Genomic DNA, 16,636 nt, shown 5'->3' with positions numbered 1-16,636 from the left:
GGTGGCCGGCACTTCGGAGTGCCGGCCACCGGGGCGGGCGTCAGCCCACGGGCTCCAGCCGCGACGGGGGAGCGGCGGGGGCGTCGCTCTCCCGGATCCCGTACCGGCCGTAGAGCCGGGCCAGCGGGCCGGGCGCCCACCAGTTCGCGCGGCCGAGCAGCCGCATCGTGGCGGGCACGAGCAGCGCGCGGACGACCGTCGCGTCCAGCAGGATCGCCACGGCCATCCCGACGCCGGTCATCTTGATGAACGTGATGCCGGACGTCGCGAACGCGCCGATCACCACGATGAACAGCAGCGCGGCGCTGGTGATGATGGCGCCGGTGCGCTGCACGCCGGAGGCGACGGCCGCGGTGTTGGAGCCGGTCAGGTCGTACTGCTCGCGGACCCGCGACAGCAGGAACACCTCGTAGTCCATCGAGATGCCGAAGAGCATCGCCAGCATGAGGATCGGCATCGCGGGGGAGATGGAGCCGGTCGCGGTGAAGCCGAGCGGGCCGGACAGGTGGCCGTCCTGGAAGACCAGCACGACCGCGCCGAAGGTGGCCGACAGCGACAGCATGTTCATGACGATCGCCTTCAGCGGCAGCAGCACCGACCCGAACGCCAGGAACAGCAGGAGGAACGTGGCGCCGCCGACGAGCAGGGCCAGCCAGGGCAGGGTCGCGCCGATGCTATCGAGCTGGTCGACGACGTCGGCCGTCTCGCCGCCGACGTAGGCGCGCGCGCCGGGCGGCGGCGGGACGTCCCGGACCCGCTGGACGAGGTCGCGGGCGGCGCCGGAGTTCGGGTCGGCGTCGTAGCGCAGCGCGATCCGGGTCGTCGTCCCGCCGGCGCCGGTCACCGTCGCGTCCGTGACGCCGGGCAGCGCGTCCAGGCGGGCCCCGTACGCCTGGACGGCGGCCCGGTCGGACGTCCCGGTCACGACGGCCTCGATGGGGCTGGTGGCGTTGCGGGGGAACCGGGTCTCCAGCGTCTCGGAGACGACCCGCGCGTCCGTGCCGTCCGGCAGCACCTTCGCGTCCACGCCGCCCCAGTTGATGCGCAGGAACGGCGCGCCGAGCGCGAGGAGCAGCGCCACCGTCGCGACCATGTAGACGACCGGGCGGCGCATCACGCTGCGCGCGACCCGTCCCCACCAGCCGTCGGACCGGCCGCCGGCCGCCGCCCGGCGCCGCCGGATCGGCAGCGCGTTCACCCGCGGGCCGAGGACGGCCATCAGCGCGGGCAGCACGGTCAGCGCCCCGGCCATGCACACCAGCACGGTGGCGATGCCGCCGTAGCCCATGGAGACCAGGAAGTTCTGGTCGAACAGCAGCAGCCCGGACAGCGACACGGCGACCGTGACGCCGGAGACCGCGACGGTGCGCCCGGCCGTGGCCATGGTGGCGGCCAGCGCGTCCTCGGCGGAGGCGCCGTCCCGGCCGATCTCCTCGCGGAACCGGCTGACCATGAACAGCCCGTAGTCGATGGCGAGGCCGAGCCCGAGGAACGTGGTGATGTTGACCGCGAAGATCGACACGTCGGTGACGTAGGCCAGCGCGTGCAGCGCGGTGAACGAGCCGAGGATGGCCAGGCCGCCGACCAGCAGCGGCAGGCTCGCCGAGACCAGCCCGCCGAAGATCAGCACCAGCAGCACCAGCAGGACCGGCATGGCCATGCCCTCGGCCCGGCCGATGTCGGACGAGACGCGCTCGTTGATCGCGACGCCGGTGCCGACCGCGCCGCCGACCTTCGCGGTGAGCCCGCCGCCGACCTCGGTGAGGTCGTCCTCGACCGCCTTGTAGTTGTCCTCCCTGGCGGCCTCGTCGGAGCCGGCGAGTTGGAGGACGGCATAGGTCGCCTTGCGGTCGTCGCTGACGAACTGCGGCGCGCTGGTCGTCCAGTACGTGCTGGCCTTGGCGACCTTGCCGGGTGGCAGCGCGGCCAGCGCGCGCTCCACCGACGCCCGGAAGGACGGGTCGTCGACGGTCGTCCTGCCCTGGTAGAGGACCACGACGTCGGCGCCGTCCCGCCCGAGGTCGCGCTCGGCGATCCGCTCCGCCGTCGCGCTCTGGCTGCCCGGCGTGTCGAAGCCGCCGGAGGAGGTCAGCGCGCCGAAGACGCCCGTGCCCCACACCGCGGCGAACACCAGGAACGCCCCCGCGGCGGCGAGGACCCACCGCCTGCGCCGGTGGACCCACCTGCCCCATCGCTCGAACATGACGCTCCTCCTCCAGCCCCGTTACCTTGAGTAATTCCAGTGAACGCCGTAAACTGAGAACAGCGTTAACTTCGCATACAGCGTTAGCTGTCGTCAAGGGTGTTTTTGAGGAATCATGCGAGGGCGGCCGGTGACGGCCGGGCACCCGGCAGAGAGGGGGCGAGGTGGCATCGCGTCGTGATCGTCTGCGGGCCGCGACCGTCAGGGAGATCACCGACACCGCCCGGCGGATCCTCGTGGAGGAGGGCCCCGAAGCGGTGACGCTGCGCGCCATCGCCCGCGAGATGGGCATGACCGCCCCCGCGCTCTACCGCTACTTCGGCAGCCACGGCGAGCTGCTGCGGCACCTGGTCGGCGACCTGTTCACCGAGCTGACCGCAGACCTGCACGCGGCCATGGAGGACGTGCCGAAGGGCGACATGAGCGGCAAGTTCATGACGGTGGCCCGCCAGTTCCGCCTCTGGGCGCTGGCGCATCCCCGCGAGTACTCGCTGCTCTTCGGGACGCCCGTGCGCGGCGCCGCGCACCAGCAGGAGGTCGACTTCGCCGAGGAGTGCGCCCGCCAGTTCGGCTGGACGTTCATGGCCCTGTTCCTGGAGCTGTGGAGGAAGCAGCCGTTCCCGGTGATGCCCGAGGAGCAGATCGACCCCGGCCTGCGGGAGGAGCTGCGCCGCTACCGCGACGACGTGCTCGGCATCGCCCTGCCGCTCGGGGTGATCCAGCAGTTCCTCAAGTGCTGGATCAGGCTCCAGGGCGGCGTCAGCCTGGAGGTCTTCGGCCACCTGGAGTTCGCCCTGAGCGACGCCGCCCCCATGTTCGAGTTGATGCTCCAAGAGGTGACCGTCGAACTCGGCCTGACCTACGCGCCCCCCAGGGGGTGAGCCGGGGCTCGGCGGCGGCCGGGCGGGGTCCGGACAGCGGAAGGCCCCCGGACCCGGGACGGGTGCGGGGGCCTTCGGGCGGGCGTCAGTAGGACGGGAGGCTGGGGTCGATCTGGTTGACCCAGGCCAGGACGCCGCCGCCGACGTGGACGGCGTCGCCGAAGCCGGCGTTCTTCACGACGGCGAGGGCCTCGGCGGAGCGGACGCCCGACTTGCAGTGCAGGACGATCTTCTTGTCCTGCGGCAGGCGCTCCAGGGCGGAGCCGTTCAGGAACTCGCCCTTGGGGATGAGCGTGGCGCCCGGGATCGCGACGATCTCGTACTCGTTGGGCTCGCGGACGTCCACGAGGAAGATGTCGTCGTCCCGCTCCTGCATGGCCTTGAGGTCGTGCACGGAGATCGTGGAGTCCCTGACGGCCTCGGCGGCCTCGTCGGACACCGCGCCGCAGAAGGCCTCGTAGTCCTCCAGCAGCTCGGTCTGCGTCGGGTTCTTGCCGCACAGCGGGCACTCGGGGTCCTTGCGGACCTTGACCGAGCGGTAGGTCATCTCCAGGGCGTCGTAGACCATCAGCCGGCCGACGAGCGGCTCGCCGATGCCGGTCAGCAGCTTGATGGCCTCGTTCACCTGGATGGAGCCGATCGACGCGCACAGCACGCCGAGCACCCCGCCCTCGGCGCAGGAGGGCACCATGCCGGGCGGCGGCGGCTCGGGGTAGAGGCAGCGGTAGCAGGGGCCGTGCTCGGCCCAGAACACCGACGCCTGGCCGTCGAACCGGTAGATCGAGCCCCAGACGTACGGCTTGCCGAGCAGGACGGCGGCGTCGTTCACCATGTAGCGGGTGGCGAAGTTGTCGGTGCCGTCCACGATCAGGTCGTATCCGGAGAAGATCTCCATGACGTTGTCGCGGTCGAGCGCGACGTCGTGCACCACGACGTCGATCAGCGGGTTGATGTCGCGGACGGTCTCGGCGGCCGACTCGACCTTCGGCTTGCCGAGCGACGACTGCCGGTGGATGATCTGCCGCTGCAGGTTGGACTCGTCGACGACGTCGAAGTCGATGACGCCGAGGGTGCCGACCCCGGCGGCGGCCAGGTAGAGCAGGGCGGGGGAGCCGAGGCCGCCCGCGCCGACGACCAGGACCTTGGCGTTCTTGAGGCGCTTCTGCCCGGCCATGCCCACGTCGGGAATGATCAGGTGCCGCGAGTAGCGGTTGACCTCGTCGCGGGTGAGCTCCGGGGCGGGCTCGACCAGAGGTGGCAACGACACGTGAGTGCTCCTGTGCTGGCGTTCGACGTTCAGGGACGGCGGGACGTCATCGTCCTCCCACGGCACAACCTTGCCATGTGCTGCGGCATTCCCGGCAGCCGCCCGCCGGACGGTCGCCGGTGTCTCCCCCGCTACCGGAATGGATCGCCATAAAAGGGGCACCGTACGGGCGCGAGGCCGGCGACCGGACCGGCCGCGGGTGAGGAGAGGTGACGGGCATGGGGTTCATGAAGAGGCTCACGGGGGAACGGGCCGGCCGCCGGACGGCGGGGAGGCGGCGCAAGCCCAGCCAGCGCGAGCTGCGGGCGCGGATGCGCACCGAGCAGGCCGAGCAGAAGCTCCTGGAGACCGAGGCCCTCATCCACGAGGAGGCCGAGCGGCTGCGCCGCGGCACCCGGACTTCCGCATAATCCGGGCTTTCAGGGGCATAGCCGGGTTGGACGACTCTCCGTACACGAGGAGGAACCATGGGTTTCCTCGACAAGCTGAAGAACAAGGCTCAGCAGGCCAAGGGCCGGGGCAAGGAAGAGGCCGGACGCCAGTCCGGTGACCCGTACCTGGAGGCCGAGGGCAAGAGCGACCGCGCGACCGGCGGCGCAAAGCAGGTCGGCGAGAAGGCCAAGGACGCCGCCAGGGAGGCGAAGCGGGCCGTGGAGTGAGTCCGCGGACCTCGGCCTCCGGCCGCGGAACCTGGTGAAGCGGGCCCCTCTGCGGAGGGGCCTCTTCCCTTTCTCCGCCGGGCCGCGACGCCCGGCCTTCGCGGGATGACCGGCGGAATGTCGCGAAGCGCCGTTAATCTTGACTGTTGTGGCATTCCTGCCCCCCTCCCAGCAGCCGCCCCCGCCGCGGTCCCCGCACCAGCCCGGCGCGCCCGGCGGCTTCCGCCCGCCCGGGCCGCCCGGCCCGCCCGCGAACCCGCGCCCCGGGCCCGCGCGCCCGTTCGGCGCGCCGCCGCGACCGGCGGGCGAGGGCGGCGCCCCGCCGACGGTGCTGGGGTTGACCGGCCGACAGTGGATGCTCGCGGCGCTCGTCGTCGGCTGCTGCTACCTCGTCGCCACGGGGATCTCGTTCGTCGGCACCTGGGCGACCCTCAGGCGCGAGCCCACCAACGCCGAACTCCAGACCGCGGCCAACAAGGAGGTCGCGCAGCGCTGGGAGGCCTGGCCCGCGCGGCGCGTGTTCCCCGAGCGGCTCAGTTACCGTCCGACGGGCAACCACACCGAGTACGCGTCCCGGACGGGGATCGTCCCCGACGCCGGCTGCGTCCAGGGCGTGGACGAGGAGATCGCGACGACGATCGTCAGGCACGGCTGCCGGGCCGTCCTGCGCGCGACCTACGTCGACCAGCTGCAGGGCGTCGTCGTCACCGTCGGGGTGGTGGCGTTCCCCGACCCGTGGAAGGCCGACCGGGCCTACAAGGAGCTGCCCGGCTCGCAGGGCCCTGACGGGACGGGCTCCGTCCGCCCGGCCCTGCGCGCCGCCGCGTTCCCGGGGACCGCGTCCGCCCGCTTCACCGACGAGGCCAGGCAGGACCGGACGATCGACCGCGGGGGCCCCTACGTCGTGCTGACCACGTCCGGTCAGGCCGACGGCCGCCCCGCCTCCGCGATCAAGAAGGCGCGCCCGGGCGAGCCGTTCGCGGTGTCCCCGCAGATCGCCCACGCGATCGCGCGGACCCTGTCGGCCAAGGCCCTGCCCGACTGCGACCAGCCCGAGTGGCAATGCTGAGGGGGGCGCTTGTGAGGCGTCGCGGTCTGCCGGCGGCCGCGGCGGCGGTGGTCGTGGCCGGAACCTGGCTGATGCCCGTCCACGCGCGCGCCGACGCGGTGCGGGACGGGCAGCGCCCCGTCCTCGCCCTGCTCGGCATGGAGACCGCCTGGAAGGTGACCAAGGGCGCCGGCGTGACGGTCGGCGTCGTCGACTCGGGCGTCGATCCCACGCAGCCGGACCTGCGCGGCAGGGTCACCGTCGGCCCCAACATGCTCGCCGGGATCGACGCGGGGACGACGCCCGCGCGACTGCACGGCACCGGGATGTCGACGCTGATCGCCGGGCAGGGGCACGGCCCGGGCGGCAGGTCGGGCGTCATCGGCATGGCCCCGCAGGCGCGCATCCTCGCCGTCCGGACGATCGGCGAGCCGGAGGACGCCAGCTACCGCCGCTTCCGGGCGGCGGGCAGCGCGAACGGAGCGGTGGCGCGCGGCATCCGCTACGCCGCCGACCACGGCGCCGACGTCATCAACCTGTCGCTCGGCAGCGGGGACGACGACCCGGCCGAGCGCGAGGCCGTCGGCTACGCCATCGGCAAGGGCGTCGTGGTGGTCTCGGCCGTCGGCAACGACGGCGACGAGGAGCGGCTGCTGGACGGCGACGGGTTCGCGCCGTACTTCTACCCGGCGTCCTTCCCCGGTGTGATCGCGGTCGCGGCGACCGAGCCCGGCCACTCCCGCGCGCCGTTCTCCAACCGCAACTACTCGGTGCTGCTGTCGGCGCCGGGCACGGGCCTGCCCGTCGGGGCGCCGGGCGGCCGGTACTTCGCGAGCAGCGGGACCAGCGACGCCAGCGCGATCGTCGCCGGGATCGCGGCGCTGATCCGCGCGAAGCACCCCCGGATGGCGCCCGCGCTGGTCGCGCAGGCGCTGATCCAGAGCACCCGGCACGGCCCGTCCGGGGGCTACGACCCGGAGATCGGGTTCGGGGAGGTGCACGCGGCCCGGGCCCTGTCGGCGGCGGACTCGCTGGCCTCGGCGTCGCCCGGCCCGGCGCAGGCCAAGCCCGCCGGGCAGCGGTTCGGGAAGCAGGACCCCGGCCCGGTGGAGGTCATCGAGCGGCCCTTCTGGGTCCGCCCGCTGGTCATCGTGATCGTGCTGCTCGGGCTCGGCGGGACGGCCGGAGGTTTCGCGCTCGCGGTCGCGTTCCGGCGGCGCCATCCCGGGCGGCCTCCCGCCGCCCCGTCCTGAGCCGCCTTGGGCTACGCTCCGCTGGTGTCGCGCGCCGAGATCTCCGCTCCGGACGGCGAGCCGGAACCGGGCGCCGGACGGCGGATCTCCCGCAGGACGGCCGCGCTGGTGGCCGCGCCGGCGTGCGCGACCGTCCTGCTCGTGGCCGGGGTGCGGCTGACCTCCGAGCTGACCCGCGCCCCCACCCCCGCCGAGCGCGCGGAGGCCGCGGCGGCGGAGCGGTCCGGCCGCTACCGCACCTGGACGGCCGGGCGGATCTTCCCCGCGGGCCTGGCCTACCGGCTCGGCCAGGCGTCCGCCGAGACGGCCCGCCGGGTGGGGATCGGCCCCGACACCCGCTGCGAGACGGCCGTGGACGACGCGTTCGCCGGGACCCTGACGGCCCGCGGCTGCCGCGCCGTGCTGCGCGCCACCTACCTCGACCAGGCGCAGGGGCTCGCGGTCACGGTCGGCGTGGTCGTGCTCCCGGACGAGCGGTCCGCGCGCGAGGCCGTCGCCTTCTTCCCGTCCCGCAAGCCCGGCCCGGGGCTGCGCGCGCTGCCGCTCCCGGGGTCGGTGGCCGCCCGGTTCGGCGACGCCGCCCGGCAGGCGTCCACCGCCGCGCAGCGCGGCCCGTACGTGGTCGCGGCGACGGCCGGGTACGCCGACGGGCGTCCCGCGATGCGCGGCTCGCCGGCCGACGCGGCCGAGCTGGCGCCGCAGCTCGTCCAGGGCGTCCTGCGGCCGCTGACCGCACCCGCTGAGGTCCGCTGCGGCACCCGGGAGTGGCGGTGCTGAGGCGCGCCGCGGCCGGGGCCGCCGCGGTGGCGCTGGCCGCGGCCCCCGCCGCGCCGCCGGCCCGCGCCGCCGGACCCCGGAGCGCGGCCCTCGCCTCCGACCCGGTGCGGGACGCGGTCACCCCCGTCCTGGAGTCGCTGCACGTGCCGCGCGCCTGGACGATGTCCAAGGGCGGCGGCGTCACCGTCGCCGTCCTCGACTCGGGTGTGGACGAGGGCCAGGCCGACCTCGCGGGCTCCGTCACCACCGGGCCCGACTACACGCGCGGCGCGAACCCGCCCGGCGTCCCGCCGAAGCGGCTGCACGGCACCAACATGGCGTCGATCATCGCCGGGCACGGGCACGGCCCCGGCGGCGCCGAGGGGGTCGTCGGCGTCGCGCCCGAGGCCCGCCTGCTGTCCCTGCGGGTGATCCTGGAACGCGACGAGCCGGGCTTCGCGGAGTTCACCGGCGGCGCGCGCTACACGGGGACGATCGCCCAGGGCATCCGGTACGCCGTCGACCACGGCGCCGACGTGGTCAACCTGTCGCTCGGCCGCTCCTACCCCACGCCGCGCGAGCGCGACGCCGTCGCCTACGCGATCAGCCGGAACGTCGTCGTGGTCGCGGCCGCCGGCAACAGCGGAGCCGAGGACGACCCGCGCGGCGCGGGCGGCCGTCCCGCCCCGGCGCGCGGCGCCCCCCGGCCCGGGAGCGGCGGCTCCACCAGGTACCTGTACCCGGCGTCGTTCCCCGGCGTGATCTCCGTGGCCGCCGTGGACGCGCGGGGCCGGCACGCCGGGTTCTCCAACCGCAACTCCGGCGTCGTCGTGTCCGCGCCCGGCGTGCGGATCGTCGGCGCGGGCCCGGACGGGCGGTACTGGATCGGGGACGGCACGAGCCCGGCGACCGCGTTCGTCTCCGGCGTCGCCGCGCTCATCCGGTCGCGCCACCGCGGCCTCGCCCCCGCACTGGTCACGCAGGCCGTCGCGGCGAGCACCGCGAACCGCCCGGCGCGCGGCTACGACCGGGGCGTCGGGTTCGGGCGGGTGGACGCCGCCGCCGCGCTCGCCGCGTCCGACGCCCTGGCGGGGGCCCGGACGGACGGTGCGGGCCTGCCCGCCGGGAAGCGGTTCGCGACCGGTCCGGTCCGCCCCGTCCAGGTCGTGCACCGCTCCGGCGGTCTCGTCCTCGCCTACTCGCTGATCTGCGCGCTGTGCCTGCTCGGCCTGGCGGGCGCCGCCGTCCTGCTGCGCGCCGAGCGGGATCCGGGAGAATGAGCGGATGTGGTCCGAACCTGACGAGTACGCCGAGGCGGTGCTGGACGCCGTGGAGCGCATCCCGCCGGGCCGCGTCCTGTCCTACGGAGACGTGGCCGAGCTGGTCGGACGGGGCGGGCCGCGGCAGGTCGGGCGCGTGATGTCGCTGTACGGGGGCGCCGTCCCGTGGTGGCGGGTGATCCGCGCGGACGGGAACCCGCCGAGCGGCCACGAGCTCCGGGCCCACGAGAACTACCGCGCCGAGGGGACGCCGCTGCGCCCGGACGGCCGCCGCGTCGACATGGCCCGCGCCCGCTGGACGGGCCCCGCCTGACCGGGCGGAACCGGCCTAGGACGTCCGGGCCGGGTGCAGCCGGAAGGCGCCGGCGATCACCACGGCCAGCACGGCGGGACTGACGGCCGCGGCCGCGAGGGGGGCGCTGGTCATCAGCGCGCCCGCCACCGCCGCCCCGGCGGCGAGGCTGAGGATCACCGCGGTCCGCAGCCCGGCCGCCGCGCCCTGCCCGACCGCGAGACCGCCCATCATCGAGGTCAGCGTGCCGGTGACGAACGTGGTGGTGATCCCGTCGGCGGCCATGCTGCGCGCCGCCGCCGTCTGCGCGCCCATCGCCACCGACGACAGGGAGACGAGGGCGAGCAGCCCGCCGCCGCGCGGCTCGGCGCCCGCGGCGGCCCACCCCGCGAGGAACGCGGTCTGCAGCGCCAGCACGAACGCCAGGACGGCGGTGACGCGGGGCGGCCACACCCGTCCGGCGGCGGTGCGTCCCGCGATGAGGAACCCGGCGAGCAGGCCGAGCGCGAACGCGAGCGTCGCGGCGCCGCAGCGGGCCAGGTCGGCGCCGTTCCCCTCGCCGGCGGCGAGGCCGAACAGCACGATGTTGCCGGTCATGTTGGCGGTGAAGACCTTCTCCATGCCGAGGAAACCGACGATGTCGGTCGTCCCGGCGCCGAAGGTGAGCAGGACCAGGAGCGCGGCGCGCCACCGGAGGGCGGCGCGCGGCGGGCCCCCCGCCGCCGCGGCGGGCGCGGCGGCGGGGGCCGGATCGGACAGGTCGGAGGACGCGGTCACCGTGCTCCCTAGTAGATGATCAGACCGGCGACCGTGGCGACGACGAGGCCGGCGATCACGGGCAGGAACGAGCGGCGGACGAGGTCGAGCACCGGCACGCGGGCGAACCCGGCCACCGCGATCAGCGACGACCACGCGATCAGCACGCCGCCGCCGGCCCAGATGCAGCCCATCTGGCCGATCGCGGCGAGCAGCGCCGGGTCGACGCCGGAGGCCGGGCCGAGCGAGCCGGCCAGCGAGCCGGTGAGCGGCAGCCCGGAGAACCCGGAGCCGTCCAGCCCGGTGACCATCCCGATGATCAGCACGCCGAAGCCGACGACGTACTGGCTGTCGGGGATCGCGTCCTGCATCCGGACGACGGCGTCGAACAGGAAGCCGGGCGCCTTCGCGCCCTCCTCCATGCCCATGATCTTCCCGGCGAAGTCGGCGTTGCCGATGAAGAAGAACCCGGCGATCGGGATCACGACCCCCATCGCCTTCATCGCGAAGACCAGCCCGTCCACGATGTGGTCGGCGCACCGCTCCAGGCTGCCCCGGCCGTCCTTGGCGATCGCGGCGGCCAGCAGCAGCGCCGTGGCGACGCCGCCGACGAGCGCGGCGGCGTCCCCGCCCACCACCTCCGGAACGAGCCCGGTGAACTTGCCCAGCATCATGTAGCCGACGAGGCCGATCAGGGCCAGCGGGACGATCGCGGCGAACGCCTTGGACCGCCGGGGGCAGTCCGCGCCCGGCCGGTCGCCGCCGTTCAGCGACGACAGCGCCCGCCGCGTCATCTCGTCCGACGCCTCGCCCGCGTCGCCCGATCCGCCGGAGCGGGGTCCGGGCACGGTGGACGAGCCGCCGCCGGACCCGGAGCCGGGCCCGTGGTCGAGGACGGCCACGCCGCCGTCGCCGCCGCCCGCCGCGGCGGGCTCCGGCTGCAGGACGCGCCGCCGCGGCAGCACGCGGATGAGCGAGCGGCGCGGCGCCGGCGCCTCCAGCTCCGACTCCCCGGCCTCCCAGCGTTCGAGCAGTGCCGCGTCCGGCCTGCGGAACTCCGAGCGCGTCATCAGGTAGCCGATGCCGAGCGCCACCAGGCCGGTGATCAGGGACAGCACCATGGCGCGGTCGGCGACCGCGCCGGTCTCCACCCCGGCGGCCTTCGCCGACAGGCCCGGGGCGACCTGGATGACGTAGTCGCTGGACAGCGCCATGCCCTGCCCGGCGATCGCGATCGCCACCCCCGCGCTGATCGGCGGGAGCCCCGCGGCGATCGCGGCGGGCAACAGGATGGCGCCCATCAGCGGCACCGCCGGGGTCGGCCAGAAGAACAGGCTGATCACGTAGGTGACGGCGGCGAGCACCCAGAAGGCGGAGTGGCCGGACCGCATGACGACGCGGAACGGCTCCACCATGCGGCGGTCGGCGCCGAGCGCGCGCAGCGACCCGAGCAGCGCGGTGACCAGCGCGATGATGAGGAAGATGCTGAACAGCTCGGACGCCGCGGTGAGGCTGGCGTTGAAGATCGACTCCAGTCCCGTGACGAGGCTGCCGGTGAACACCCAGGCGGTGAGGAACGTCGCGGTCACCGCGGGGATGACGACGTTCTTACGGGCGATCATCACGGCGATGATGACGACGATTCCGGACAGATAGATCCAGTGAGCGGCTTCCAAAGGACGCCCCCTCCCTGTACGCGCCCTCTGCGAGGCCGACGGGCGCAACGATTGCAGAGAATCTGCTCGATCGGTCCGAGGTGAACAATGAGGAACGTGCACACTACGCGCTTGGTCATTTTGTGCACCATGTCGGGCGTCCGGCGAGCGAAGCAGCGGTGCCCGGGGCCGGTGTGCACGGTGCCCAAGGAAGGTGCCGGATCTTCGGCGATCGGTCCGTATCGGCGCTGATCGGGGGCCGCCGACACTGGCGGCATGTCAGAGCGCAGCCCCTTCGGCCTCCCGGACCGCGGCCCGTCCGTCGCGTCCGGCGGCATGGTCGCCTCCAGCCATCCGGCGGTGAGCCTGCTCGGCGCGCGGATCCTCGCGGGCGGCGGGAACGCGGTGGACGCCGCGCTCGCGATGGCCGCCCTGTCCTGGCTCGCGCTGCCCGGCCAGTGCGGGGTCGGAGGCGACGCCTTCGCCCTGCTGCGCCGCCCGGACGGCTCCGTCGCCGCGTTCGGCGGCAGCGGCTTCGGCCCGGACGGCGGCGAGCCCGCCTTCTACCGTGACCGCGGCCTCGCCGCCGTCCCGCTGGAGGGCGCCCTCGCCGTCGCGACCCCCGGCGCGGTCGCCGCGCTCGCCGCCCTGCACGCCGACTCGGCCTCCCGCGGGCTGCCCGAGCTGTGGGCGCCCGCGATCGCCGCCGCCGAGGACGGCCTGCCCTGCACCCGCAAGACCCGCGCCGACATCGTCGAGCGCCGCGACGCGCTGGCCCGCGACCCCGGCACGGCCGAGGTCTTCCTTCCCGGCGGCCGCGTGCCCGCCGCCGGCGCGCCGATCGTCCAGCGCGACCTCGGCGCCACCCTCCGCAGGCTGGCGGACGACCCCGCCGACCTGTACTCGGGCGCCCTCGCCGAACGCTCCGTGGACGCCCTGGTCGACGCCGGGGCGCCGTTCTCCGGCTACGAATGGATGGCGGGCGGCCGCTCCGTCCCCGAGGCGGCGCTGACCTGCGAGTACCGGGGGACGACGATCCACCTGACCCCGCCGCCCACGCCCGGCTGGATGGTGGCTCAGCAGGCGGGCCTCTGCGACGGCGTCCTGTCCGGCCTTCCGTGGCTGTCGGCCGAGGCGGTCCACCGGATGGCCTCGGCCGCCCGCATCGCGTTCGCCGACCGGTTCGCGGGGTGCGGCGACGGCAGCGACCACTGGCGCGGACTGCTCGCGCCGCCCGCGCTGGCGGCCGCCCGCGCCCGCCTCGACGCGGGCGACCTCCCGGCCGGCCTCACGTCGCCGGTCCCCGCGGGCGGCGACACGACCTCCATGGTCGCCGTGGACGCGGAGGGGCGGGCGGTCAGCCTCATCCACTCGCTCGCCTTCACCTTCGGCGCCCGGATCACCGTCCCGGGCACGGGCATCGTCCTCAACAACCGGCTCGGCCGCGGCGCCTACCTCATCGACGGGCACCCCAACGAGGTCCGCCCGCGCCGGCGCCCGCTGCACACCCTGAACGCCTGGCTCGTCACCGGCGCCTCCGGCCGCCTCCTGCACGCGGGCAACACCCCCGGCGGGGACGGCCAGGTCCAGTGGAACGCCCAGCTGCTGTCCCATCTGCTCGACCACGGCCACGACCCCGCGACCGCCGTCGCGGCGCCGCGCTTCACCGTCCACCCGGGCAGCGACGCCGACGTCCTCGGCCGTCCGCCCGAACTGCGCGTGGAGTCCCGTCTCGGGACCGGCCGGATCGAGGCGCTCCGCGCGTCCGGGCACGACGTCGCCGTCCAGGACCCCTGGGACGCGGGCGGCAGCGCCCAGATCGTCTCCGTCGCGGACGGCGCCCTCCTCGGCGCGTCCGACCCCCGCCAGGACGGGGTGGCCCTCGGTGTCTGAGCTTCCCGCCGCGCCCCGCCCCCAGGGCGACTACGTCCCGGCCGTCGCCGAGCCGATCCGCGCGGGCGACCTCCTGGTCGCGAGCGCTGGCATGACCCCGCGCCGGGACGGCCGCCTGACCGCCACCGGCCTCGTGGGCCGCGACCTGGACGTCCCCGCCGCGCGCGAGGCCGCCGCCCTGGCCGTCCGCAACGCCGTCGCCGCGGTCGCGGACGGGGACCTCCGTCGCAGCGGGGGCCGCGTCCGGCGGTGGGTCCGGATGACGGTCTACGTCGCCTGCGCCGACGGGTTCACCGACCTGTCGGCGGTCGCGGACGGCGCCTCGGCCGCCCTGGAGGCGCTGGCGCCGGGGCTCGGGCGCCCCGCCCGCAGCGCCGTCGGCGTCCGCGCCCTCCCCGGCGGCGCCCCCGTCGAAGTCGAACTCACCGCGATCGCCGGTGACCCGGGAATGGAGACGAGCGAGCATGCATGAGGGCCTGAACCTCGTCGGGGGCGAATGGCGCCCGGCACAGGACGGCAGGACGTTCCGGCGGAGGAATCCGGCGGAACTCGGCGAGATCGTCGGAGAGTTCCCCGAGTCGTCGGCCGCCGACGTGGAAGCGGCCGTCGGCGGGGCCGTCGAGGGCGCCGCGGAATGGGCCGCGGCGTCCGCGGACAAGCGCGCCGACGTGCTGGAGTCGGCGGCGCGGTGGCTGGAGGAGCGGGCGGGCGGACTCGTCGCCGAACTGGTGCGGGAAGAGGGCAAGACGCGCGCCGAGGCGGCCATGGAGGTCTCCCGCACGCCCCGGAACCTGCGCTTCTACGCGGGGGAGGCCCACCGCATCACCGGCCAGAGCCACCCGGCGCCCGACGGCGGGCTCGTCTACACGCGGCGCGAGCCCGTCGGGGTGGTGGGCGCGATCACGCCCTGGAACTTCCCGCTGAACATCCCGTCCCGCAAGATCGGGCCCGCGCTGGCGGCCGGCAACGCGGTGGTGTTCAAACCGAGCCCGGTGACGCCCCTGCTGGCGCAGCGGCTGGTGGAGGCGCTGCTGGCCGGCGGGCTGCCGCCGCGCGCGATCGCGCTGGTGCACGGCGGCGCCGGGGCCGGGGCCGCCGTGGCGGCGGACGAGCGGGTCGGGGCCGTGACGTTCACCGGCTCCACCCGGGCCGGTCGCGCCGTCCACGCGGCGGTCGGCCCGTCGCGCCGCGCGCAGCTGGAGATGGGCGGCAAGAACCCGGTGGTCGTCCTGGACGACGCCGACCTGGAGCGCGCCACGCAGATCATCGTCAAGGGCGCGTTCGGGCTGTCCGGGCAGGCGTGCACCGGGACGAGCCGGGTCATCGCGGACGGCGCCGTCCACGACGAGCTGCTCGAACGCGTGGCGCGGGCCGCCGAGGCGCTGACCGTCGGGAACGGGCTGGGCGACGGCGTCGACCTCGGGCCCCTCGCCGCGGACTTCCAGTTGGAGAAGTTCCTCGACTACGTGCGGATCGGCGAGGAGGAGGGGGCCAAGCTCGTCACCGGGGGGCGGCGCCTCCCCGGCGACGGGTACTTCGTGCGGCCGGCCGTCTTCGGCGAGGTCGCGCCGGACATGCGGATCGCCCGCGAGGAGATCTTCGGCCCGGTGCTGGCCTTCCTGCGGGCGTCCGGCCTCGACGAGGCCGTCGCGCTGGCCAACGGCACCGACTACGGGCTGTCGGCCGGGATCGTCACCCGCGACACCGGCCGGGCGCTGGAGTTCGCCCGGCGCTCCGAGAGCGGCCTGGTGAAGGTGAACCAGCCGACCTCGGGAATGGCGATGACCGTGCCGTTCGGCGGGCTCAAGGAATCCAGCACGCAGACGTTCAAAGAGCAGGCCGGACCTTCGATGATGCTCTTCTACACGCAGGAGAAAAGCGTCTACATCTCACCCCGGTAAGAAAATCCGAGAAGGGATCAGGAAATGGCAGAGCTGCTGTCGAAGGACGCGTTCCGCGCCGAGCTGCAGAACGCGATCAAGGGCCGCGAGGCCAAGAACGCCTCGTTCAGCAAGGCGTGGGCGGACGGCGAGCTGAAGCGCGAGCACTTCGCCCGCTGGGCGGAGAACCACTACCACTACGTGGGCCCGTTCGCCGACTACCTCGCCTACGTCTACGCCAACACGCCCGACGAGTTCACCGGCGCCAAGGACTTCACGCTCCAGAACATGTACGAGGAGGAGCTCGCCGACATCCGGCACACCGACCTCCTCATCCGGTTCGCCGAGGCGTGCGGCACGACCCGCGAGCGCGTCGAGGACCCGTCCAACATGAACGCCATCACCCGCGGCCTCCAGGCGTGGTGCTACGCGGTCGCGATGCGCGAGCACTTCGTGGTCGCCACCGCCGCCCTCGTGGTCGGCCTGGAATCGCAGGTGCCGAGCATCTACAAGAAGCAGATCGTGCCGCTGCGCGAGGTCTACGGGTTCACCGAGGACGAGATCGAGTTCTTCGACCTGCACATCACCTCCGACGTGGTGCACGGGGAGCGCGGCTACCAGATCGTCCTCGACCACGCGGACACGCCGGAGCTCCAGCAGCGCTGCCTGCGGCTGTGCCGGTGGGGCGCGGAGATGCGCTTCTCCTACACGCAGGGCCTGTACGACACCTACGTCAAGCCCGACCTCGTCAGCGCCTGACCCGAATCCGGTCCGGCGGCGGGGCGGCGTCCCGCCCCGCCGCCGGCCATCCAG

At 74.7% G+C, this 16,636-nt stretch carries 16 protein-coding genes; 12 read left to right on the top strand and 4 right to left on the bottom strand.

The features are described 5' to 3' along the window. Positions 1–40 precede the first annotated feature (40 nt). Positions 41–2,203, bottom strand: coding sequence for an MMPL family transporter (locus tag AB0C87_RS01480; RefSeq protein WP_360575986.1), 2,163 nt, complete (start codon positions 2,201–2,203; stop codon positions 41–43). 164 nt (positions 2,204–2,367) lie between these two features. Between AB0C87_RS01480 and AB0C87_RS01475 the strand changes: the two genes are divergently transcribed. Further along, positions 2,368–3,084 (top strand): TetR family transcriptional regulator, encoded by a 717-nt coding sequence (locus AB0C87_RS01475; protein ID WP_353834256.1) that lies wholly within the window; start codon positions 2,368–2,370, stop codon positions 3,082–3,084. An 85-nt stretch (positions 3,085–3,169) separates the two neighbouring features. On the opposite strand, the gene moeZ is transcribed toward AB0C87_RS01475, so the two are convergent. Then, complete coding sequence (moeZ, locus tag AB0C87_RS01470; protein WP_345186693.1) at positions 3,170–4,351, bottom strand: adenylyltransferase/sulfurtransferase MoeZ; 1,182 nt, start codon at positions 4,349–4,351, stop codon at positions 3,170–3,172. Between the two features lie 218 nt (positions 4,352–4,569). Between moeZ and AB0C87_RS01465 the strand changes: the two genes are divergently transcribed. The 7 genes from AB0C87_RS01465 (at position 4,570) to AB0C87_RS01435 (ending at position 9,660) form a co-directional block, all read left to right on the top strand. Continuing rightward, positions 4,570–4,761 carry a hypothetical protein gene (locus AB0C87_RS01465; RefSeq protein WP_345186695.1) on the top strand — a complete coding sequence of 64 codons (192 nt, stop codon included), beginning with the start codon at positions 4,570–4,572 and terminating at the stop codon, positions 4,759–4,761. Positions 4,762–4,818: 57 nt separating this feature from the next. Continuing rightward, positions 4,819–5,010, top strand: a complete 192-nt coding sequence (locus tag AB0C87_RS01460) for a CsbD family protein (RefSeq protein ID WP_345186698.1) — start codon at positions 4,819–4,821, stop codon at positions 5,008–5,010. Positions 5,011–5,158: 148 nt separating this feature from the next. Continuing rightward, positions 5,159–6,079, top strand: a complete 921-nt coding sequence (locus AB0C87_RS01455) for a hypothetical protein (RefSeq protein WP_360575984.1) — start codon at positions 5,159–5,161, stop codon at positions 6,077–6,079. An 11-nt stretch (positions 6,080–6,090) separates the two neighbouring features. Beyond that, positions 6,091–7,311, top strand: a complete 1,221-nt coding sequence (locus tag AB0C87_RS01450) for a S8 family serine peptidase (RefSeq protein WP_360575982.1) — start codon at positions 6,091–6,093, stop codon at positions 7,309–7,311. A gap of 24 nt (positions 7,312–7,335) precedes the next feature. Further along, positions 7,336–8,088, top strand: coding sequence for a hypothetical protein (locus AB0C87_RS01445; protein WP_360575980.1), 753 nt, complete (start codon positions 7,336–7,338; stop codon positions 8,086–8,088). Continuing rightward, positions 8,082–9,347 carry a S8 family serine peptidase gene (locus tag AB0C87_RS01440; protein WP_353835646.1) on the top strand — a complete coding sequence of 422 codons (1,266 nt, stop codon included), beginning with the start codon at positions 8,082–8,084 and terminating at the stop codon, positions 9,345–9,347. Before AB0C87_RS01445 ends, AB0C87_RS01440 begins: the two co-directional genes overlap by 7 nt. A 4-nt stretch (positions 9,348–9,351) precedes the next feature. Next, positions 9,352–9,660 (top strand): MGMT family protein, encoded by a 309-nt coding sequence (locus tag AB0C87_RS01435; protein WP_345184540.1) that lies wholly within the window; start codon positions 9,352–9,354, stop codon positions 9,658–9,660. A gap of 15 nt (positions 9,661–9,675) precedes the next feature. On the opposite strand, the gene AB0C87_RS01430 is transcribed toward AB0C87_RS01435, so the two are convergent. Both AB0C87_RS01430 and AB0C87_RS01425 read right to left on the bottom strand, forming a co-directional pair. Beyond that, positions 9,676–10,416, bottom strand: coding sequence for a DUF1275 family protein (locus AB0C87_RS01430; RefSeq protein ID WP_353835647.1), 741 nt, complete (start codon positions 10,414–10,416; stop codon positions 9,676–9,678). An 8-nt stretch (positions 10,417–10,424) separates the two neighbouring features. Continuing rightward, entirely contained in the window at positions 10,425–12,017 is a 1,593-nt protein-coding gene (locus AB0C87_RS01425) for a hypothetical protein (protein ID WP_360575978.1), read from the bottom strand. Positions 12,018–12,326: 309 nt separating this feature from the next. Between AB0C87_RS01425 and AB0C87_RS01420 the strand changes: the two genes are divergently transcribed. Genes AB0C87_RS01420 through AB0C87_RS01405 form a run of 4 tightly spaced genes read left to right on the top strand, consistent with a single transcriptional unit; the run spans position 12,327 to position 16,582 of the window. Next, the gene (locus tag AB0C87_RS01420) at positions 12,327–13,943 is read left to right on the top strand and encodes a gamma-glutamyltransferase (protein WP_353835649.1); all 1,617 of its coding nucleotides are present in this window, start codon (positions 12,327–12,329) and stop codon (positions 13,941–13,943) included. Then, positions 13,936–14,415, top strand: a complete 480-nt coding sequence (locus AB0C87_RS01415; RefSeq protein WP_345184530.1) for a RidA family protein — start codon at positions 13,936–13,938, stop codon at positions 14,413–14,415. The genes AB0C87_RS01420 and AB0C87_RS01415 overlap by 8 nt, the downstream gene beginning before the upstream one ends. After that, entirely contained in the window at positions 14,408–15,844 is a 1,437-nt protein-coding gene (locus tag AB0C87_RS01410; protein ID WP_360575976.1) for an aldehyde dehydrogenase family protein, read from the top strand. The genes AB0C87_RS01415 and AB0C87_RS01410 overlap by 8 nt, the downstream gene beginning before the upstream one ends. Before the next feature lie 24 nt (positions 15,845–15,868). Continuing rightward, positions 15,869–16,582, top strand: coding sequence for an iron-containing redox enzyme family protein (locus tag AB0C87_RS01405; RefSeq protein WP_179833015.1), 714 nt, complete (start codon positions 15,869–15,871; stop codon positions 16,580–16,582). The last annotated feature ends 54 nt before the right edge of the window (positions 16,583–16,636 follow it).

The organism is Actinomadura sp. NPDC048021 (assembly GCF_040653135.1).
Taxonomy (GTDB): domain Bacteria; phylum Actinomycetota; class Actinomycetes; order Streptosporangiales; family Streptosporangiaceae; genus Spirillospora; species Spirillospora verrucosospora.
The sequence above is the reverse complement of the archived record's forward strand: the minus strand, read 5'-3'. Positions and strand labels throughout refer to the sequence as shown.